The organism is Brucella sp. JSBI001 (assembly GCF_026014005.1).
Lineage (GTDB): Bacteria > Pseudomonadota > Alphaproteobacteria > Rhizobiales > Rhizobiaceae > Brucella > Brucella anthropi.
The window spans coordinates 4,576,978-4,596,735 of record NZ_CP110339.1 but is presented as its reverse complement, the minus strand read 5'-3'; the positions used below and the strand labels follow the sequence as shown (position 1 = coordinate 4,596,735).

Sequence of the window (19,758 nt, the reverse complement as noted above, 5' to 3'; positions counted from 1 at the left end):
GGAACGATTCGCGCTCTCAAATAGCAATAGCATATGTCAGAACATATCCTTGCGCTTGCGGATTTCGGCAAACACGGCTTCGTCGGGTGCATCCTGCAGGCCGAGGCGGCTGCGAATGCCTGCATCATGCCAGCGCAGGAAGGGATTGGTCGCCATTTCAAGCGCAATGCTTGATGGCAATGTCATGCGATCGGCGGCGCGAAGCCGCGCAATCTCGGCGGCACGCTCCTTGAGGGCGGAATTGGCGGGGTCGATGGTCAGCGCAAATCGGGCATTGCTTTCGGTATATTCATGACCGCAATAAACCGCCGTGTCGCCGGGAAGCGCAACCAGCTTCTGCAACGACTGGAACATGGTGAGCGGCGTTCCCTCGAAAAGCCGCCCGCAACCAAGCGCGAACAGCGTATCGCCCGTGAAGACGGCTTTCGCATCGGGAAGGTAATAGGACACTTCGCCCGCCGTATGGCCGGGCGTCGCGATGGTCTTGACGCGGAAGAGCCCGAAGGTGAATTCGTCGCCGTCCTTCACCGTGCGGTCGATGCCGGGAATCTTTGTTTCTTCGGCCTTGGGGCCGATGATGCTGACGCCGTATTTCGCCTTCAGCGCATCATTGCCCTCGACGTGATCGAGATGGTGATGCGTTGTGAAGATGAAATCGAGCGTCCAGCCGCGCCGTTTCAGCGCGGCCTCGATCGCCGCTGCATCGGGCGCATCGATGGATGCTGTCAGTGCACTTTGGGGATCGTGGATGAGGACGCCGTAATTGTCGCTGCGGCAGATGAACTGTTCGATTTCAAGCCGTGCTGCGATCCCGTTCATGGTGTCCGTCCTCCCGTTATGATGCGGTCTTGTTGTCTTCCGTCAGTGAATGCTTCTGGATAAGCGGCATTTGTAAAAGCGTGAAGACAATGGTGATGGGCATAATGCCCCACACCTTGAACGATACCCAGGCATCGGTCGTGAAATTCCGCCAGACAACCTCGTTGACCACGGCGAGGAAGATGAAGAACAGCCCCCAGCGCAGCGTCAGTTTTCGCCAGCCTTCGGCATCGAGACGGAAGGCCGAATCAAACACATAGCCGAGCAGGGACTTGCCGAAGAAGAGCCCGCCGAGCAGGATCGCACCAAACAGCGTGTTGACGATGGTGGGCTTCATCTTGATGAAGGTGTCGTTGTGCAGCCAGAGCGTCAGCGCTCCGAACACCAGCACGACGATGCCGGAGACAAGCGGCATGATGGGCAGGGTGCGCGTCATTGTCCATGAAATGGCGAGCGCGATTACGGTCGCGCCCATGAATAGTGCCGTTGCCAGAAAGATCGGTGCGCCGATGGACGCCAGCACCGGAAAACGCTCGATCAGCATTTCGCCACGCGCATTGGCAAAGAAGAACACCAGAAGCGGTCCCAGTTCCAGCGCCAGCTTGAGCAGCGGCGGGACTTCCCGGCGTTCGGCTTCGCTTTTCTGTGACGGATCGCGTTCGAAAACGGGATGCTCCATCAGGCAACTCCTGCGATGGCGCGGGCAAAATCCTTGGCCGCAAAGGGTTCCAGATCGTCGACACCTTCGCCGACACCGATGAAATAGATCGGCAGTTTATGCTTGGCCGAGATGGCGACAAGAATGCCGCCCCGTGCCGTGCCGTCAAGCTTGGTCATGACCAGACCGTTGACACCGGCAATATTCTTGAAGATTTCGACCTGATTAAGGGCATTCTGGCCGGTGGTGGCATCAAGTGTCTGCAGCACCGTATGCGGCGCTTCCGGATCATGCTTGCCCAGCACGCGCACGATTTTTGCAAGCTCGTCCATCAGTTCGGCCTTGTTCTGCAACCGCCCTGCCGTATCGATGATGAGAACGTCGCTGCCGGCTTCCTTGGCCTTTTCCCATGCATCATAGGCAAGCCCTGCCGCATCGGCGCCGAGCTTGGAGGACACGACCGGCGAACCGGTGCGTTCGCCCCAGATGTGCAACTGCTCGATGGCTGCTGCGCGGAATGTGTCGCCTGCCGCCAGCATGACCTTGAGGCCACCTGCGGTAAGCTTTGCGGCAAGCTTGCCGATGGTGGTGGTCTTGCCGGTGCCGTTGACGCCGACCACGAGGATGACATGCGGCTTGTGTGACAGGTCAAGCTCCAGCGGCTTTGCCACCGGGCCTAGAACCTTTTCGATTTCCGCGCCCATGATGGTGCGCACTTCCTCGCCCGTCACGTCCTTGCCGTAGCGACCCGAGGCAAGTGCATCGGTCACGCGCATGGCGGTTTCAAGACCGAGATCAGCCTGGATCAGCACGTCTTCGAGATCCTGCAGCGTGTCATCATCGAGCTTGCGCTTGGTGAAAATGCCGCCGATGGATTCGCTCAATGAATTCGATGAACGGAGCAGGCCGCGACGCAGACGCTCGAACCAGGACAGCTTTGGCTCAGGCGCTGCCTCAACCGGCGCTTCTTCCTTATGTTCCTCGACGGCCTTGGCGACTTTCACCTTCTTGGGCTTCACCGGCTCCGGCTGAGGTGTTGGTTCGACCGCTTCCTCTACTACAGGTGCGTCAGGAGCTTTTGCGACTTCGGGCTGTTCGAGTTCGACAGCGGGTTCCGCCTCGGGCTCGACAACAGGCTCGACAACGGGTTCAATAACAGGCTCTGGCGCAGGTGCTTCGACCGCGATTGGTTCCATCACCGGAGGCTGTTCAATCGGGATTTCGATCTCGGCAACCGGATGCTCCGGTTCAGTCTTTTCTTCCTCAACCGTTTCAGACGCAGGCGCTTCAATCGGCTCAGGCTCGCTGGCGATCACTGGCACTTCCGGTTCGGAAACGACCACTTCAACGACGGCTGTTTCGATTTCTTTGGGCGCTTCGACGGTTTCAGGAAGTTGCGTTTCTAAAGCCGTTTCCACGGCATCGGGAGCCGGTTGTTCGACTGGTTTTTCTTCGACCTCCTTCTTGCCGAAGGAGAACATTTTCTTGATGAAACCCATTGCCATGAAATCTGATGCCCTTAAGCTTTAAGCCGCTTGCGGCTCTGCCTGACGGGTGAGGAGTTTTTCACCGTCATGCCCTGTCACGATACGTTCGATGATTTCGCCCGGTGCACCGCTGTCCACCGATGCCAGTGTAAAGCCTTCGGTGCGCGCAATACCTTCCTTCTCGACGAGAAGGCGCTGCAAGGTGCCATTCAGCGCGCCGAGGTGTTTTTCATAAGCGCGGTCGCCTTCCGCGCGCAGGCGTGCCGCACGTTCCTTGACGATTTCGCGCCGCACCTGCGGCATACGGGCGGCGGGGGTGCCTTCGCGTGCGCTGTAGGGGAAGACGTGCAGGTGGGACAGTCCGCATTCCTCGACGATCTTCAGCGAATTCCGGAACATGTCTTCGGTTTCGGTGGGGAAACCGGCGATGATGTCCGCGCCGAAGACGATGTCAGGACGAAGCCCACGTACTGTTTCGCAGAAGCGGATCGAATCGTCGCGTAAGTGGCGACGCTTCATGCGCTTCAGGATCATGTCGTCGCCCGCCTGCAGCGACAGGTGCAGATGCGGCATCAGGCGCTTTTCATTGGCAATCGCATCCATCAGATCGTCATCGGCTTCGATGGAATCGATGGAGGAAAGACGCAGGCGCCGCAAATCCGGCACTTGGTTGAGAACAGTCTTCACCAGCTTGCCGAGACGCAGGCTTCCCGGAAGATCGGGACCGTAGGAGGTCATGTCCACGCCGGTCAGCACCACTTCGGCATAACCGTTGCCGACAAGGCGCTTGACTTGATCCACCACCGCGCCCATCGGAACGGAGCGGGAATTACCACGACCATAGGGAATAATGCAGAAGGTGCAGCGATGATCGCAGCCATTCTGCACCTGCACGAAAGCGCGCGCGCGACCTTCGATGGCATCGACCATATGGCTTGCGGTTTCGCGCACTTCCATAATGTCGTTGACACGCACTTTCTCGAACTGGTTGACGCCGAAATCCGGCAGCATCCGGTAGGAATTGGATTTCAGTTTTTCCTCATTGCCAAGAATGAGGTCGACTTCGTCCATGGCGGCAAAATTGTCCGCTTCGGTCTGTGCTGCGCATCCGGTGACGATGATGCGGGCTTCCGGGTTTTCACGGCGGGCCTTGCGGATCGCCTGACGCGCCTGTCGCACGGCTTCTGCCGTCACGGCGCAGGTGTTGAAGATGATCGCGCCATCCTTCAATTCGCCAAGTCCGGCGGCATCGGCTTCGCGTTTCATCACCTCTGATTCATAGGTGTTGAGACGGCATCCGAATGTTACGACTTCCACCGACATCAGGCTGCACCCCTGTCAGTTGGCTTGTCATTCTGGGCGTCGCGGCTCCATTCGCCGGACGCAGGATCGAAAGTGCCTGAAAATTCCCATTCGGCGGGGCCGGTCATCATGACATGATCGTCGTCGCGCCATTCGATCCTGAGCGGGCCACCGGGAACATTGACGGTGACTGTGCGCCCGGTGCGGCGCGTGCGCACTGCCGATACGGCGGCGGCGCAGGCGGCGGAACCACAGGCGCGGGTCAGACCTGCACCGCGCTCCCATGTGCGCAGATCGATTGTCTCGGGCGAGGTGACATGGGCTATGGAGATATTGGCGCGCTCCGGAAAGATCGGATGATGTTCCAGAAGCGGTCCGAATTTTTCCAGCTCATAGGACCAGACATCACGGTCGACCAGAAGATTGCATGCGGGTTGCCCATGGATGCAACCGACGGCGAATGCAGAACCGGCGCGTCGATGGGGCCGACCTGCAGTTCGATCATGCGCGTATCGCGAAATTCCTCGGCAAGCGGAATGTCCTGCCAATCGAAGCGCGGCTTGCCCATATCGACTGAAATCAGGCCGTCTTCGTGTTCGGTCGCGGTCAGAATTCCGGCGCGGGTCTCAAAAGTAAAGGCCTGCCGACCGGTCTCGGCCGCCAGCGCCTGAACGACGCAGCGTGTGCCGTTGCCGCAAGCCTGCGCTTCCGTGCCGTCGCAATTGATGATCGCAATATAGTTGTCGGTTCCCGCCGTGCGCGGATCGTGGATCGCCATGATCTGATCGAAGGCGGTTTCGCTGTCGCCTGCAAGACGGATCGCAGCTTCAGGCGTTATCCGGTCCGCGCGACCGCGCATGTCGGCAACGATGATCTGATTGCCGAGCCCGTTCATCTTGGCGAAGGCTGCCTTGGTGGCCATAACTATCGTGGTTCCGTTTTCCTGTGGCTTTGGTCGATAAAGCCTATGGGACAATTAGCGTCTATATGGCGGAAAAGCCCGCAAATTGCCAGTACCCGCGACAGATTGCGAAAAGTTGCGGCTCGGATGTTCGTGCAGGACAGGCGCCAATATCGGAGAAACTGTGGCCTTCCTGTCCCAGTTTCAAGATTATTAAGCGGTTTCAAGCATTCTTGAAGGGTTTGGGGGGCAAAAATGACAGGTGCCGGTGTTGCTTTTTTAACCATATAGCCATTTTATCGGTCCAATATTGTCACATTGCAGGGCTTCGGTAGGAAGTCCGGGGCATCCCCACCCCTGATGAGAAATGCGGAAATGGAGAACCAGATGGGAATTTCGAAAGCAAGTCTGCTCAGCCTCGCGGCGGCTGGCATTGTCCTGGCCGGGTGCCAGAGCTCCCGGTTCGGCAATCTCGATACGGTTTCGCCACCACCGCCACCGCCGCCCGTGAATGCGGCTCCGGCAGGCTCGGTGCAGAAGGGCAACCTTAATTCTCCTAATGCTTCGCAGTTCCCGACGGCTCCGACCACGGACCCGAATGCACAGCCCGGCACACAGGTTGCAAGCCTGCCGCCGGCATCCGCGCCTGATCTGACGCCAGGCTCCGTCGCCGGTGTCTGGAACGCATCGCTTGGCGGCCAGAGCTGCAAGATCGCGACGCCGCAGACCAAGTATGGTCAGGGCTATCGCGCTGGTCCGCTGCGTTGCCCGGGCGAACTCGGCAATCTCGCTTCCTGGGCCGTCAACGGCAAGCAACTCGTTCTCTATGATGCGAATGGCGGCACCGTCGCGTCGCTCTATTCTTCGGGACAGAGCCGCTTCGACGGACAGACTTCAGGCGGGCAGGCCGTGTCGCTTTCGCGCTAAGACATTCTTTCGCTTAAAGACAGGCGGATCATCGCGAGATGGTCCGCCGTTTTTGCAATTGAAAGGTTGAACGGAAGCAATCATGTCTTTCGACGGTAATCTGAAAGCCTTCCCCTCCGTCCGCGAACATTACGATGCGATGGTCGTGGCGGGTGATGTGGAAGCCGATCCTGCTCAACTCGAACTCACCGTCCGTTATGACCGGCTGATCGAGGAAATCTGCACCAAACGCCTGTCACGCAAGTCGAGCGCGCTCGGCTGGCTGTTTGGCAAGCGCAAGGAGGCAACGAGCGTCATCAAGGGGCTTTACGTGCACGGCGAGGTCGGGCGCGGCAAGACCATGCTGATGGACATGTTCTTTTCGCTTCTTCCGGTGGAACGCAAACGCCGTGCACATTTCAATGATTTTATGGCCGATGTGCACGAGCGCATCTATGCGCATCGTCAGGCGTTGAAGCGTGGCGAGACCAAGCATGACGATCCGATCCCGCCGGTCGCCGATGCCTTGAGCCAACAGGCGTGGGTGCTGTGTTTCGACGAATTCACCGTGACGGATATTGCCGATGCGATGATCCTGTCGCGCCTGTTCAGTGCCTTGTTCGCGCGTGGAGTGGTGTTGGTGGCGACGTCCAACGTTGCGCCGGACAATCTTTATCGCGACGGACTGAACCGGCAGCTTTTCCTGCCCTTCATCGATATTCTCAAGCAGCATGTCGATGTGATCAATCTCGATTCGCGCACCGATTACCGCCTCGAAAAGCTCGACCGCCAGCCGGTCTATCTGTCACCGCTGGGTTCTGAGACGACCAAGCGCATGGAGGCGGCTTGGGTGGCGCAAAAGGACGGTGCGCATGAAAAGCCGGATGTCATCCGCATCAAGGGACGCGACATCGAGGTCGCCCGTGCCGTGCATGGTGCGGCGCGCTTCACTTTCGATGCGCTCTGTTCGAAGCCGCTTGGTGCCTCGGACTATATCGCCATCGTGAAGCACTATCCGACCTTGTTCATCGATGATGTTCCGGTGTTGGACTATTCACGCCGCAACGAGGCCAAGCGCTTCATTCTGCTGGTCGACGTACTCTACGATCACCACGCGCGGGTGTTCATTTCGGCTGAAGCCCAACCGGAAAAGCTCTATCTCGCCAGCAAGGGCACGGAGGCCTTCGAGTTCGATCGTACCGCTTCCCGTCTTTTCGAGATGCAGAGCGCGGACTATCTGGCGGAGCCACCCGGCAAGGCCGGTTGAAGTCGACCCTTCCCGCTATCATCATCAGACTGCCCCATCATCAGACTGCCACAGACTGGACTTATAAGCCCGGTGGGCTATGTTGCTCACGCAATTCATGCGGAAGGCGGTGGCGCGTTCGTGCCGGACTTCTGATACGGCATCAGTTTTAAATCGGGGCCGGTTTTGAACAGGTGCACAACGTTGTTGGAATTGGCAGCTTGCCAGTCGCTCCTTCACCGCTTCGCCGGGGATGGTTCGCGGCGGTAGGAGAGGGTGGTTTTGCCTTGATATTGACAAATTATCTTACGTTTACGTAAGAACTATTAATTCTAACCGATTGAAAACATTAGTCGCAAAATAATGAGTTGAGTTTATCGCCAAAGAGTCCTATCTCGCAGTTCCAACGCTTGAGCGTTTCCGGCGAGGATTCCGGATGGCTTGATGCGTCTCTGGATCAAAAGTGAGGAAAGAAACAATCATGGCACGCAACAAGATTGCCCTCATCGGCTCCGGCATGATCGGCGGCACGCTCGCCCATCTGGCTGGTCTGAAGGAACTCGGCGACGTCGTCCTTTTCGACATTGCGGAAGGCATCCCGCAGGGTAAGGGACTGGATATCGCCGAATCTTCTCCGGTTGACGGTTTTGATGCGAAATACACCGGCGCCAACGACTACGCAGCAATTGAAGGCGCAGACGTTGTCATCGTGACCGCAGGCGTGCCGCGCAAGCCGGGCATGAGCCGCGACGACCTTCTGGGCATCAACCTCAAGGTGATGGAACAGGTTGGCGCAGGTATCAAGAAATACGCCCCTGAAGCTTTCGTCATCTGCATCACCAACCCGCTGGACGCCATGGTCTGGGCGCTGCAGAAGTTCTCCGGTCTTCCGGCGCACAAGGTTGTCGGCATGGCTGGCGTTCTCGACAGCGCCCGCTTCCGTTATTTCCTCTCGGAAGAGTTCAACGTTTCGGTTGAAGACGTCACGGCATTCGTGCTGGGCGGCCACGGCGACAGCATGGTTCCGCTGGCCCGTTACTCGACCGTTGCCGGTATCCCGCTGCCGGATCTCGTCAAGATGGGCTGGACCAGCCAGGACAAGCTCGACAAGATCATCCAGCGCACCCGTGACGGCGGCGCGGAAATCGTCGGCCTGCTCAAGACCGGCTCGGCTTTCTACGCTCCGGCTGCATCGGCCATCCAGATGGCTGAATCCTACCTCAAGGACAAGAAGCGCGTCCTGCCGGTTGCTGCCCAGCTTACGGGCCAGTACGGCGTCAAGGACATGTATGTCGGCGTGCCGACCGTGATCGGTGCCAATGGCGTCGAGCGCATCATTGAAATTGATCTCGACAAGAACGAAAAGGCTGAATTCGACAAGTCGGTGGCTTCGGTCGCCGGTCTTTGCGAAGCCTGCATCGGCATCGCTCCGTCGCTGAAGTAAAATTCCAGGCAAGGCCGGATTGTCGCATTTGTGCGGCTCCGGCCTTTTCCGGCTGTCAATTATCGGTCGAAGATTCGGGTCGTACCGGCTCGCTGAATCGGTCGGGAATCCGTAGAGGACAACCAGATGAATATTCACGAATACCAGGCCAAGCGCCTGCTTCACACCTACGGCGCACCGATCGCCAATGGTGTGGCTGTCTATTCCGTCGAACAGGCGGAAGAATGGGCAAAGACGCTTCCCGGACCGCTTTATGTCGTCAAGAGCCAGATCCATGCTGGTGGACGCGGCAAGGGCAAGTTCAAGGAACTGCCAGCCGATGCAAAGGGCGGCGTGCGCCTCGCCAAGTCGGTTGAGGAAGTGGTTGCCAATGCGAAGGAAATGCTCGGCAACACGCTCGTCACCAAGCAGACCGGCCCTGCCGGCAAGCAGGTCAACCGTCTTTACATCGAGGACGGCGCCGACATCGATCGCGAACTCTATCTCTCGATCCTGATCGACCGCACCGTTGGTCGTCCGGCTTTCGTCGTTTCGACCGAAGGCGGCATGGACATCGAAGCCGTTGCCGAAGAAACCCCTGAAAAGATCGTGACTGTCGCCATCGATCCGGCCAAGGGCGTAACGGACGAAGACGCCAGCAAGCTCGCCGACGCGCTGAAGCTTGAAGGTCAGGCTCGCGAAGACGGCGTCAAGCTGTTCCCGATCCTCTACAAGGCGTTCACCGAAAAGGACATGAGCCTTCTCGAGATCAACCCGCTGATCGTCATGACCGATGGCCGCGTGCGCGTTCTCGACGCCAAGGTATCGTTCGACGGCAATGCGCTGTTCCGTCATCCTGACATTCAGGAACTGCGCGATCTGTCGGAAGAAGACGAAAAAGAGATCGAAGCTTCCAAGTACGATCTCGCTTACGTGGCTCTCGACGGCAATATCGGCTGCATGGTCAACGGCGCAGGCCTTGCCATGGCAACGATGGACATCATCAAGCTCTACGGTGCAGAACCTGCCAACTTCCTCGACGTTGGTGGCGGCGCTTCCAAGGAGAAGGTGACGGCTGCGTTCAAGATCATCACCGCTGATCCGGCTGTCCAGGGCATTCTGGTCAACATCTTCGGTGGCATCATGAAGTGCGACGTCATTGCCGAAGGCGTGATCGCTGCGGTCAAGGAAGTCGGCCTCAAGGTTCCTCTGGTTGTCCGTCTCGAAGGCACCAATGTCGAACTCGGCAAGAAGATCATCAACGAGAGCGGCCTGAACGTCATTTCGGCCGACGATCTCGACGATGCGGCGCAGAAGATCGTCGCTGCAGTGAAGGGGAATTAAGGCATGTCCATTCTCGTCAACAAGGACACCAAGGTTCTCGTACAGGGCCTGACCGGCAAGACCGGCACCTTCCACACCGAACAGGCGCTTGCCTACTACGGCACGCAGATGGTCGGCGGTATCCATCCGAAGAAGGGTGGCGAAACCTGGGAAGGCCAGAAGGGCGAAAAGCTTCCGATCTTCGCAACCGTTGCCGAAGCCAAGGAACGCACAGGTGCAGACGCATCGGTGATCTACGTTCCGCCAGCAGGTGCTGCCGATGCGATCATCGAAGCCATCGAAGCTGAAATCCCGTTCATCGTCTGCATCACCGAAGGCATTCCGGTCATGGACATGGTTCGCGTCAAGGAGCGTCTGGAACGCTCGAAGTCGCGCCTGCTCGGACCGAACTGCCCGGGCATCCTGACCCCTGAAGAATGCAAGATCGGCATCATGCCGGGCAATATCTTCAAGAAGGGTTCGGTGGGTGTTGTTTCCCGCTCCGGCACGCTTACCTATGAAGCAGTGTTCCAGACCTCGAACGAAGGCCTCGGCCAGACCACTGCTGTCGGTATCGGCGGTGATCCGGTGAAGGGCACCGAGTTCATCGACGTGCTGGAAATGTTCCTGGCTGACGACGAAACCAAGTCGATCGTCATGATCGGTGAAATCGGTGGTTCGGCTGAAGAAGATGCGGCCCAGTTCCTCAAGGACGAAGCCAAGCGCGGTCGCAAGAAGCCGATGGTCGGCTTCATCGCTGGCCGTACAGCTCCTGCCGGACGCACCATGGGCCATGCTGGCGCCGTGATCTCCGGCGGCAAGGGCGGCGCGGAAGACAAGATTGCTGCCATGGAATCGGCCGGCATTCGCGTGTCGCCGTCGCCGGCGCAGCTCGGCAAGACGCTGGTCGAAGTCCTCAAGGGCTGAGATCGCGTATCGGTCTGAATATCCCGGCGGCGGCGAAAGCCGCTGCCGGGTTTAGCATAACAACGGGTCATGTGATCCGGCTTAGAGGGACGGATATCCGTTCCGACGCGTAGAGTTTAGTCATGCCGGGGTCTGTAGCGGTTCCTCCCCGGCGGCGTGAGGGATGAAGTTTCGAACTTCCGGCCCGCGCAAGATGAGCCACTGACAAGGAGACGGAGCGCTGCTCCGGATAGGCTATGGCAAGGCAAGAACAAGCCAACGACGTTTTCGCCCTTACCTCATTCCTCTATGGCGGCAATGCCGACTATATTGAGGAGCTGTACGCCAAGTATGAGGACGATCCGAATTCGGTCGATCCGCAGTGGCGCGATTTCTTCGCGAAGCTGGGCGACAATGCCGACGATGTGAAGAAAAACGCTGAAGGCGCGTCCTGGACCAGGAAAAACTGGCCGATTGCAGCCAATGGCGAACTGATTTCCGCGCTCGATGGCAACTGGGCTGAAGTTGAAAAGCACGTCACCGACAAGCTGAAAGGTAAGGCTGCAAAGGGCGAAGCGAAGGGTGCTACCGGCGCGGCTCTTACCAGCGAAGAGATTACGCAGGCTGCACGCGACAGCGTTCGCGCCATCATGATGATCCGCGCCTACCGCATGCGTGGCCATCTGCACGCCAATCTCGATCCGCTCGGTCTCTCCGAAAAGCCGAACGACTATAATGAGCTGGAGCCGGAAAACTACGGTTTCACGCCTGCCGACTACAACCGCAAGATCTTTATCGACAACGTGCTCGGCCTCGAATATGCGACCGTGCCGGAAATGCTCGACATTCTGAAGCGTACCTACTGTGGCACGATCGGCGTCGAATTCATGCATATCTCCGATCCGGCTGAAAAAGCCTGGATTCAGGAACGCATCGAAGGTCCGGATAAAAAGGTTGCTTTCACGCCGGAAGGCAAGAAGGCCATCCTGTCGAAGCTGATCGAAGCGGAAGGCTTCGAGCAGTTCATCGACGTCAAATACAAGGGCACCAAGCGTTTCGGCCTCGATGGCGGTGAATCGCTGATCCCGGCCCTTGAGCAGATCGTCAAGCGCGGCGGCGCCATGGGCGTCAAGGAAATCATCTTCGGCATGGCCCATCGTGGCCGTCTGAACGTGCTTAGCCAGGTCATGGGCAAGCCGCACCGCGCCATCTTCCACGAATTCAAGGGCGGCTCCTATGCACCGGACGACGTGGAAGGCTCGGGCGACGTGAAGTATCATCTGGGCGCTTCGTCGGACCGTGAATTCGACGGCAACAAGGTCCACCTGTCGCTGACCGCCAACCCGTCGCACCTCGAAATCGTCAACCCCGTCGTGATGGGCAAGGCCCGTGCCAAGCAGGACCTGCTGGCTGGTCGCACCCGTGACGACATGGTTCCGCTTGCAACGCGCGCCAAGGTTTTGCCGCTGCTCCTGCATGGCGATGCTGCCTTTGCCGGTCAGGGTGTTGTGGCCGAGTGCCTTGGCCTTTCGGGCCTGAAGGGGCACCGCGTCGCCGGTACGCTGCATTTCATCATCAACAACCAGATCGGTTTCACCACCAATCCGGCCTTCTCGCGTTCGTCGCCTTATCCGTCGGATGTTGCGAAGATGATCGAAGCGCCGATCTTCCACGTCAATGGCGACGATCCGGAAGCCGTGGTGTTCGCTGCCAAGGTTGCGACCGAATTCCGCATGACCTTCCACAAGCCGGTGGTCATCGACATGTTCTGCTATCGCCGCTTCGGTCACAACGAAGGCGACGAGCCGTCCTTCACCCAGCCGTTGATGTACAAGGCGATCCGTGCACACAAGACCACGGTTCAGCTCTACAGCGACAAGCTGATTGCTGAAGGCCTGATCAAGCAGGAAGAAATCGACCAGATGAAAGCGCAGTGGCGCGAAAATCTGGAAACCGAATTCGACGCCGGACAGAGCTACAAGCCAAACAAGGCCGACTGGCTGGACGGCGCTTGGGCTGGCCTGCGCACCGCGGACAATGCCGACGAACAGCGTCGCGGCAAGACTGCCGTACCGATGAAGACGCTCAAGGAAATCGGCAAGAAGCTGGTTGAAGTACCGAAGGACTTCCACGTCCATCGCACGATCCAGCGCTTCCTCGACAACCGTGCCAAGATGATGGAAACGGGCGAAGGGATCGATTGGGCGACGGCTGAATCGCTGGCATTCGGTTCGCTGGTTGCTGAAGGCAGCCCGATCCGCCTGTCCGGTCAGGACGTCGAACGCGGCACCTTCTCGCAGCGTCACACGGTTCTCTACGATCAGGAAACCCAGAACCGCTACATTCCGCTCAACAATATCCAGAAGGGTCAGGCGATCTACGAGGCCATCAACTCGATGCTCTCGGAAGAAGCAGTGCTGGGCTACGAATACGGCTATTCGCTGTCCGACCCGCGCGCTCTGGTTCTGTGGGAAGCCCAGTTCGGCGATTTCGCCAATGGTGCACAGGTCGTGTTCGACCAGTTCATCTCGTCGGGCGAACGCAAGTGGCTGCGCATGTCCGGTCTCGTCTGCCTTCTGCCGCACGGCTATGAAGGTCAGGGTCCGGAACACTCCTCGGCTCGTCTGGAACGCTGGTTGCAGATGTGTGCGGAAGACAACATGCAGGTGGCCAACGTTACGACGCCGGCTAACTACTTCCATATTCTGCGCCGCCAGATGAAGCGCGACTTCCGCAAGCCGCTCATCATGATGACGCCGAAGTCGCTGCTGCGTCACAAGCGTGCCGTTTCGACCCTCAACGAACTGTCGGGCGAATCCTCGTTCCACCGTCTGCTGTGGGACGATGCGCAGTACAACAAGGACGAAGGCATCAAGCTCCAGAAGGATGCAAAGATCCGTCGCGTCGTTCTCTGCTCGGGCAAGGTCTATTACGATCTTTACGAAGAGCGTGAAAAGCGTGGCATCGATGACGTCTACCTGCTGCGTGTCGAACAGCTTTATCCGTTTCCGGCCAAGGCACTCATCAATGAGCTGTCACGCTTCCGCCATGCGGAAATGGTCTGGTGTCAGGAAGAGCCGAAGAACATGGGCGCATGGTCGTTCATCGACCCGTATCTGGAATGGGTGCTGGCTCATATCGACGCCAAGCATCAGCGCGTGCGCTATGCAGGCCGTCCGGCGGCAGCATCGCCTGCAACGGGTCTGATGTCGAAGCATCTTGCGCAGCTCGCCGCTTTCCTTGAGGATGCGCTCGGTAACTGATCCGGGTTAGAGTTCTGGAGCAGTTTTTCGGAACTGCTCCAACCTGAATTGAACACAAAATCTAAAGTTTGAAGATCAACGGAAGAAGAAACCATGGCCACCGAAATTCGCGTTCCCACGCTTGGGGAGTCCGTTACTGAGGCAACCATCGGAAAATGGTTCAAGAAGGTCGGCGACGCCATCGCCATCGATGAACCGCTGGTGGAACTGGAAACCGACAAGGTGACAGTGGAAGTTCCGGCTGCTGCTGCTGGCGTATTGGCTGAAATCACGGCCAAGGAAGGCGACACTGTCGAGGTCAATGCGCTTCTCGGCCAGATTTCCACCGATGGCGCTGCCGTCGCTGCGGCTCCTGCTGCGAAGAAGGAAGAAGCCAAGCCTGCTGCCGCACCGGCAGCAGCACCTGTCGCTTCGGCTTCGTCGGGCCCGGCTATGCAGCCTGCCCCGGCTGCCTCCAAGCTGCTTGCTGAAAATAACCTCTCCGCCGATCAGGTGGACGGTTCCGGCAAGCGCGGTCAGGTGCTGAAGGGCGACGTGCTCGACGCTATCGCCAAGGGTGTTTCCGCTGCTCCGGCTCCGGCCGCACCGGCCGCTGCCCGTCCGGCATCGTCGGCTGGCGACGTATCGCGCGAAGAACGCGTGAAGATGACCCGTTTGCGCCAGACCATCGCCAAGCGTCTGAAGGATGCCCAGAACACCGCCGCCATGCTGACGACTTATAACGAAGTCGACATGTCTGCGGTGATGGAACTGCGCACCAAGTACAAGGACGTCTTCGAAAAGAAGCATGGCGTGAAGCTCGGCTTCATGGGCTTTTTCACCAAGGCCGTAACCCATGCGCTGAAGGAAATCCCGGCTGTTAATGCCGAGATCGACGGTACAGACATCATCTACAAGAACTTCGCCCATGTCGGCATGGCCGTCGGCACGGACAAGGGCCTTGTGGTTCCGGTCATCCGTGACGCCGACCAGCTTTCGATTGCAGGCGTTGAAAAGGAACTGGGACGTCTTGCCAAGGCAGCACGCGACGGCACGCTTTCGGTCGCTGACATGCAGGGCGGCACGTTCACCATCACCAATGGCGGTGTGTACGGTTCGCTGATGTCCTCACCGATCCTGAACGCTCCGCAGTCGGGTATCCTCGGCATGCACAAGATTCAGGAACGTCCGGTTGTCGTGGGCGGTCAGATTGTCATCCGTCCGATGATGTATCTGGCGCTTTCCTACGATCACCGCATTGTGGACGGCAAGGAAGCGGTGACATTCCTCGTGCGCGTCAAGGAAAGCCTGGAAGATCCGGAACGTCTGGTTCTCGATCTCTAAGGACGAACGATGGAGCAGGGCGTCTTCTCCGCATCCCCGTTTCTGCCGTTGGTCGGCTTGAGCGTTGTCCTGCTGGTGGTTCATATCCTCCTGCAGGGCTTTGCGGCGACGAAGGAACTTGGCTCTCGATGGAATGCCGGTCCGCGCGACGAGGGTTTGAAACCCTCCGGCAAATTTGCCGGGCGCGCGGAACGGGCCTCCGCCAATTTTCGCGAGACCTATCCGGCTTTCATCGGTCTGGCGCTGGCGCTCGTGCTGAAAGGCGATCCGTCCGGCTGGGGTATTCTCGGGGCGTGGCTCTGGTTTTTCGGTCGCATCGTCTATATCCCGCTTTATCTGGCGGGCATTCCCTATTTCCGTTCCTTCGTCTGGCTCATTAGTCTGGTGGGGCTCGGTATCATGCTTCTGGCTTTGGTTCTGTGATGACAGCCTGCGCGTGAAACACGCGCAATGAAGGAAACACGATGCATCCCTATCTGTTCGAACTTGCATCCCTGATGGCGATTTTCGTCTTTGCCATTGTTTCCCCCGGCGCCGATCTCGCCATGGTCATCCGGCAATCGCTGCTGCATGGCCGCCGCGAGGCGATCATCACGAGCTTCGGCATCGGCGCCGCCCTGATGATGCATGTGACTTACACGGTTTTGGGCCTCGGGCTCATCATTTCCAAGTCGATCTATCTGTTCAATATCGTCAAATGGTGCGGTGTGGCCTATCTGTTCTATATCGGCATCAAGGCGCTGCGGGCTGGAACCACAAAGATCGACGTGGACGCAACGCCGAAGGAACCGCGCAAGCAGCAGAGCTTTGCCAAGGCATTCGGCCTCGGCTTTGCCGCCAATGCGCTGAACCCAAAGGCCGTGTTCTTCTTTCTGTCGATTTTCTCGACGGTCGTTCATGCCCATACGCCGACTGAGGTGAAGCTCGGTTACGGTGTCGTGATGGCGACGGCGCTCATTTCCTGGTTTGTTGGCGTCAGCCTTTTCATGACGACGCCGAAGATGCGGGCGGCTTTCTCGCGCGCCTCGAAATGGATTGATCGGGCCAGTGGTGTTGTCTTCATCGCGCTGGGGCTTAAACTTGCCACCGAAAAGGCTATGTAAGAAGCAACAGGTTCAGTTTTGCTGAACCTCGATTCGCTGCCGGAAACGCTCAACCGGAACATTCAGGGAGAACCGACAGATGCACGCTGCAAACAAGCTTTTCAGGACCGCCGCCGCTTCGGTGCTTGCGCTCACCGTGTTCTCAACTGCGGTTCAGGCGGCCTGCACCCAGAATCGGGCGATTTATCGCGATCGCGACGATGCTTATACGCTAACCTTCCGCCCGGAGCAGCCGAACGACCTGAAAATGTCACCGGCGCCGACGAACGAGTTCACCATTACGGCCAATGACAAGCCCGAGTTCAAGCTGAGCGGCATGGTGATCTGGCCGGAAGAAGGCGTGGCGCGTCCTTATGCGTTGCTGACCTTCAACTGCAAGGGCGATGGTTCCAATCCGGAAGATCTCGACGATTGCAGTATCTGGCAGAGCGTCATCTATGCGCTGAAGGAAGGCGCGGAAGCCGATGTCCTGCCCAAGGCGGAAGAACCGGCGGCGCAGGCAATCCTGCTGCCTGATCTGGTGACGGCGCTTGATGGTTATGATTTTGGAGCGGCGAAACCTGAAAAGCCGCTTCAGTGGGAAGCATTCCGTTTTCAGGGATGTTCACCAGACGAGGAATAGCCGGCACCCTGTAGGCACCGGTTGCATGTGAATAATTTCGAATGAGAGAACGGGCCCGGATGAACGGGGCGTTCGAAAAAAGTTCAGGACAGACTGAAGAAGGATAGTTCAATGTCATACGATGTGGTTGTCATCGGTACGGGCCCTGGCGGTTATGTCGCCGCGATCAAGGCTGCACAGCTTGGTCTTTCCGTTGCTGTTGTGGAGAAGCGCAAGACCTTCGGTGGCACCTGCCTGAATATCGGCTGCATTCCCTCCAAGGCACTTCTGCATGCGTCGGAAGTTTTTGCTGAAGCCGGTCACTCCTTCGACACGCTCGGCGTGGAAGTGACGCCGAAGCTCAATCTGGGAAAGATGCTGGCGCACAAGGACACGACCGTAAAGGCCAATGTCACGGGCGTTGAATTCCTGTTCAAGAAGAACAAGATCACGGCCTTCATCGGCACTGGCAAGATCGTTGGCAAGGGCAAGGTTTCTGTGACCGCCGAAGACGGCAAGGTCGAGGAAATCGAAGCAAAGAACATCATCATTGCTACCGGTTCCGATGTTGCGGGCATTCCGGGCGTCAAGGTCGATATTGATGAGAAAGTCATCGTTTCCTCGACTGGCGCGCTTTCCTTCGACAAGGTTCCGGGCAGCCTGATCGTTGTCGGCGGCGGCGTGATCGGTCTGGAACTTGGTTCCGTCTGGGCGCGTCTTGGTGCGAAGGTCACGGTCGTCGAATATCTCGACAAGGTGCTCGGGCCCATGGATGGCGAAGTGTCGAAGCAGTTCCAGCGCCTGCTCGAAAAGCAGGGCATTGCCTTCAAGCTCGGCGCGAAGGTGACGGGCGTAGAGAAAGCCGGCAAATCAGGTTCCGGGGGAGCGAAAGTGACCTTCGAACCGGTGAAGGGCGGTAATGCAGAGACACTTGAAGCAGATGCGGTTCTGATCGCGACCGGCCGTCGTCCTTACACGGACGGTCTTGGCCTTCAGGAAGCGGGCGTGAATATCGATGATCGTGGCCGTGTTGCAATCGACGACCATTGGCGCACCAATGTCGAAGGCATCTATGCCATCGGCGACGTGGTGCAGGGTCCGATGCTGGCGCACAAGGCCGAAGACGAAGGCATTGCGGTTGCCGAAATCATTGCCGGTCAGGCCGGTCACGTGAATTTCGATGTCATTCCGAGTGTGGTTTATACGCAGCCGGAAGTCGCTTCGGTCGGCAAGACCGAAGAAGAACTGAAGGCCGCCGGTATCGACTACAAGGTGGGCAAGTTCCCGTTCACGGCCAATGGTCGTGCACGCGCCATGCTGCACACAGACGGCTTCGTGAAAATCCTTGCTGACAAGGCAACGGATCGCGTTCTGGGCGCTCATATCCTCGGCTATAATGCCGGTGAAATGATCCACGAACTGGCTGTTCTGATGGAGTTTGGCGGCTCGTCGGAAGATCTGGCACGCACCTGCCATGCCCACCCGACCATGTCGGAAGCTGTGCGCGAATCCGCATTGGCGACCTTTGCCAAGCCGATCCATATGTAATTGGCTGCAACCATATGATTATAAAAAGGCCCGCTGATGCGGGCCTTTTTCGTTAATGCTTAATTTTGTGCCGGTGGGGCTGGAGCCGGTGTGGCAGGCTCACTCTGTGTCGTCGGCGGCGGAGGAGGTGGAGCCGCAGTATCCGTTCCACTGCCATTCCGGTAGAAGAAGTAAGCGAGGATAATGATCGCTGCCAGAAGCACCGCACCAAGCAGATAGCCACTTCCGCCGCGCGGGGGCGGAGGTGGCGGCATTCCGGAAGGGTCTGACAGGCGCGGATCGGAAGTTGTGCGCGGGTCGCTATTTCGTGGATCAAGGGGATCAACCATAACGGGCTCCTCCAATGGTCCCTTTCGTCATCGAAGCGACGTTTGGGAAATGACGGTTGGCCGGGCATTTGCGGTCATACATGAGCCAATCTGTGCTCCGACCGCCTCAAATGTGTGTTGTCATGCGTTGCGATAACAAACCCGGTGTATATCAATGCGAGAAAGAGCGCTTAGTTCCAAGAAATCTAATATAAGAAGAGCTATGAATTAATAGCTATACAATGCAATTCGGCGAGGATTCTATTAACCCAAGCGAAACTGCACATTGATATGTATATTCAATCACGGAAGCGATCCGGTAATAGGGACTATGGTCGATCAACTGGCCATCTTGGCTTTATCACTGTAAATCATTGATGAGGTCGGGTCGTTGAGAGCGATCGTAAACCACGCCGAAATTTGAGGAATGACATAATGCCGTCGAAAGAGAACCTGAAAACCATTGAGCGCTTCGAAAAGCTCTCTTCGCTTCTGCGCGATGAACAGTTCAAGCTTCTCGACGAAGCGGCACGGGAAGAGGCGCTTCCGGGAAAATCGATACTGAGACAGATTGCCGAACTCGAGCTCAATATAACGGCCATTGAAAACAGCATCACCGATCTGAAAGCCGACTAGCGATA

At 57.9% G+C, this 19,758-nt stretch carries 17 protein-coding genes and 1 pseudogene; 12 read left to right on the top strand and 6 right to left on the bottom strand.

The window, feature by feature from the left end:
* Positions 1-36 precede the first annotated feature (36 nt).
* The 5 genes and pseudogenes from gloB to dapF all read right to left on the bottom strand — a co-directional run bounded on the left by gloB (position 37) and on the right by dapF (position 5,188).
* A complete protein-coding gene (gene gloB / locus LJ361_RS22030; RefSeq protein ID WP_010657602.1) occupies positions 37-819 on the bottom strand; it encodes a hydroxyacylglutathione hydrolase in 783 nt (260 codons plus the stop codon).
* 16 nt (positions 820-835) lie between these two features.
* Complete coding sequence (locus tag LJ361_RS22025; RefSeq protein WP_010657601.1) at positions 836-1,498, bottom strand: septation protein A; 663 nt, start codon at positions 1,496-1,498, stop codon at positions 836-838.
* Positions 1,498-2,982, bottom strand: a complete 1,485-nt coding sequence (ftsY, locus tag LJ361_RS22020) for a signal recognition particle-docking protein FtsY (RefSeq protein WP_010657600.1) — start codon at positions 2,980-2,982, stop codon at positions 1,498-1,500. The genes LJ361_RS22025 and ftsY overlap by 1 nt, the downstream gene beginning before the upstream one ends.
* A gap of 21 nt (positions 2,983-3,003) precedes the next feature.
* Positions 3,004-4,287, bottom strand: a complete 1,284-nt coding sequence (mtaB, locus tag LJ361_RS22015; protein ID WP_010657599.1) for a tRNA (N(6)-L-threonylcarbamoyladenosine(37)-C(2))-methylthiotransferase MtaB — start codon at positions 4,285-4,287, stop codon at positions 3,004-3,006.
* Positions 4,287-5,188 (bottom strand): annotated as a pseudogene (gene dapF / locus LJ361_RS22010) (diaminopimelate epimerase). Before dapF ends, mtaB begins: the two are co-directional and overlap by 1 nt.
* A 366-nt stretch (positions 5,189-5,554) precedes the next feature.
* On the opposite strand from dapF, the gene LJ361_RS22005 reads away from it, so the two are divergent.
* From LJ361_RS22005 to lpdA, 11 genes are all read left to right on the top strand, one after another.
* Positions 5,555-6,094 carry a protease inhibitor Inh/omp19 family protein gene (locus tag LJ361_RS22005; RefSeq protein ID WP_010657597.1) on the top strand — a complete coding sequence of 180 codons (540 nt, stop codon included), beginning with the start codon at positions 5,555-5,557 and terminating at the stop codon, positions 6,092-6,094.
* A gap of 82 nt (positions 6,095-6,176) precedes the next feature.
* Complete coding sequence (gene zapE / locus LJ361_RS22000) at positions 6,177-7,340, top strand: cell division protein ZapE (protein WP_010657596.1); 1,164 nt, start codon at positions 6,177-6,179, stop codon at positions 7,338-7,340.
* Positions 7,341-7,800: 460 nt separating this feature from the next.
* Complete coding sequence (mdh, locus tag LJ361_RS21995) at positions 7,801-8,763, top strand: malate dehydrogenase (protein WP_010657595.1); 963 nt, start codon at positions 7,801-7,803, stop codon at positions 8,761-8,763.
* Between the two features lie 126 nt (positions 8,764-8,889).
* Positions 8,890-10,086, top strand: coding sequence for an ADP-forming succinate--CoA ligase subunit beta (sucC, locus tag LJ361_RS21990; protein ID WP_010657594.1), 1,197 nt, complete (start codon positions 8,890-8,892; stop codon positions 10,084-10,086).
* Positions 10,087-10,089: 3 nt separating this feature from the next.
* Positions 10,090-10,992, top strand: coding sequence for a succinate--CoA ligase subunit alpha (gene sucD, locus LJ361_RS21985; RefSeq protein ID WP_010657593.1), 903 nt, complete (start codon positions 10,090-10,092; stop codon positions 10,990-10,992).
* 236 nt (positions 10,993-11,228) lie between these two features.
* Positions 11,229-14,234 carry a 2-oxoglutarate dehydrogenase E1 component gene (locus LJ361_RS21980; protein WP_010657592.1) on the top strand — a complete coding sequence of 1,002 codons (3,006 nt, stop codon included), beginning with the start codon at positions 11,229-11,231 and terminating at the stop codon, positions 14,232-14,234.
* 93 nt (positions 14,235-14,327) lie between these two features.
* Complete coding sequence (odhB, locus tag LJ361_RS21975) at positions 14,328-15,557, top strand: 2-oxoglutarate dehydrogenase complex dihydrolipoyllysine-residue succinyltransferase (RefSeq protein ID WP_010657591.1); 1,230 nt, start codon at positions 14,328-14,330, stop codon at positions 15,555-15,557.
* 9 nt (positions 15,558-15,566) lie between these two features.
* Positions 15,567-15,980 carry an MAPEG family protein gene (locus LJ361_RS21970; RefSeq protein ID WP_010657590.1) on the top strand — a complete coding sequence of 138 codons (414 nt, stop codon included), beginning with the start codon at positions 15,567-15,569 and terminating at the stop codon, positions 15,978-15,980.
* Between the two features lie 41 nt (positions 15,981-16,021).
* Complete coding sequence (locus LJ361_RS21965) at positions 16,022-16,660, top strand: LysE family translocator (protein ID WP_010657589.1); 639 nt, start codon at positions 16,022-16,024, stop codon at positions 16,658-16,660.
* Positions 16,661-16,739: 79 nt separating this feature from the next.
* Entirely contained in the window at positions 16,740-17,282 is a 543-nt protein-coding gene (locus LJ361_RS21960) for a hypothetical protein (protein ID WP_010657588.1), read from the top strand.
* A 111-nt stretch (positions 17,283-17,393) separates the two neighbouring features.
* Positions 17,394-18,809 (top strand): dihydrolipoyl dehydrogenase, encoded by a 1,416-nt coding sequence (gene lpdA, locus LJ361_RS21955; protein WP_010657587.1) that lies wholly within the window; start codon positions 17,394-17,396, stop codon positions 18,807-18,809.
* Between the two features lie 59 nt (positions 18,810-18,868).
* Here the strand turns inward: lpdA and LJ361_RS21950 are convergent, their stop codons facing one another.
* A complete protein-coding gene (locus tag LJ361_RS21950) occupies positions 18,869-19,138 on the bottom strand; it encodes a hypothetical protein (RefSeq protein ID WP_010657586.1) in 270 nt (89 codons plus the stop codon).
* A 414-nt stretch (positions 19,139-19,552) separates the two neighbouring features.
* Between LJ361_RS21950 and LJ361_RS21945 the strand changes: the two genes are divergently transcribed.
* A complete protein-coding gene (locus tag LJ361_RS21945; protein ID WP_010657585.1) occupies positions 19,553-19,753 on the top strand; it encodes a hypothetical protein in 201 nt (66 codons plus the stop codon).
* Positions 19,754-19,758 lie beyond the last annotated feature (5 nt).

Coding starts and splice junctions, on each gene's coding strand:
- gloB (WP_010657602.1), bottom strand. CDS start 819: ATGAACGGGATCGCAGCACGGCTTGAAATCGAACAGTTCATCTGCCGC.
- LJ361_RS22025 (WP_010657601.1), bottom strand. CDS start 1,498: ATGGAGCATCCCGTTTTCGAACGCGATCCGTCACAGAAAAGCGAAGCC.
- ftsY (WP_010657600.1), bottom strand. CDS start 2,982: ATGGCAATGGGTTTCATCAAGAAAATGTTCTCCTTCGGCAAGAAGGAG.
- mtaB (WP_010657599.1), bottom strand. CDS start 4,287: ATGTCGGTGGAAGTCGTAACATTCGGATGCCGTCTCAACACCTATGAA.
- LJ361_RS22005 (WP_010657597.1), top strand. CDS start 5,555: ATGGGAATTTCGAAAGCAAGTCTGCTCAGCCTCGCGGCGGCTGGCATT.
- zapE (WP_010657596.1), top strand. CDS start 6,177: ATGTCTTTCGACGGTAATCTGAAAGCCTTCCCCTCCGTCCGCGAACAT.
- mdh (WP_010657595.1), top strand. CDS start 7,801: ATGGCACGCAACAAGATTGCCCTCATCGGCTCCGGCATGATCGGCGGC.
- sucC (WP_010657594.1), top strand. CDS start 8,890: ATGAATATTCACGAATACCAGGCCAAGCGCCTGCTTCACACCTACGGC.
- sucD (WP_010657593.1), top strand. CDS start 10,090: ATGTCCATTCTCGTCAACAAGGACACCAAGGTTCTCGTACAGGGCCTG.
- LJ361_RS21980 (WP_010657592.1), top strand. CDS start 11,229: ATGGCAAGGCAAGAACAAGCCAACGACGTTTTCGCCCTTACCTCATTC.
- odhB (WP_010657591.1), top strand. CDS start 14,328: ATGGCCACCGAAATTCGCGTTCCCACGCTTGGGGAGTCCGTTACTGAG.
- LJ361_RS21970 (WP_010657590.1), top strand. CDS start 15,567: ATGGAGCAGGGCGTCTTCTCCGCATCCCCGTTTCTGCCGTTGGTCGGC.
- LJ361_RS21965 (WP_010657589.1), top strand. CDS start 16,022: ATGCATCCCTATCTGTTCGAACTTGCATCCCTGATGGCGATTTTCGTC.
- LJ361_RS21960 (WP_010657588.1), top strand. CDS start 16,740: ATGCACGCTGCAAACAAGCTTTTCAGGACCGCCGCCGCTTCGGTGCTT.
- lpdA (WP_010657587.1), top strand. CDS start 17,394: ATGTCATACGATGTGGTTGTCATCGGTACGGGCCCTGGCGGTTATGTC.
- LJ361_RS21950 (WP_010657586.1), bottom strand. CDS start 19,138: ATGGTTGATCCCCTTGATCCACGAAATAGCGACCCGCGCACAACTTCC.
- LJ361_RS21945 (WP_010657585.1), top strand. CDS start 19,553: ATGCCGTCGAAAGAGAACCTGAAAACCATTGAGCGCTTCGAAAAGCTC.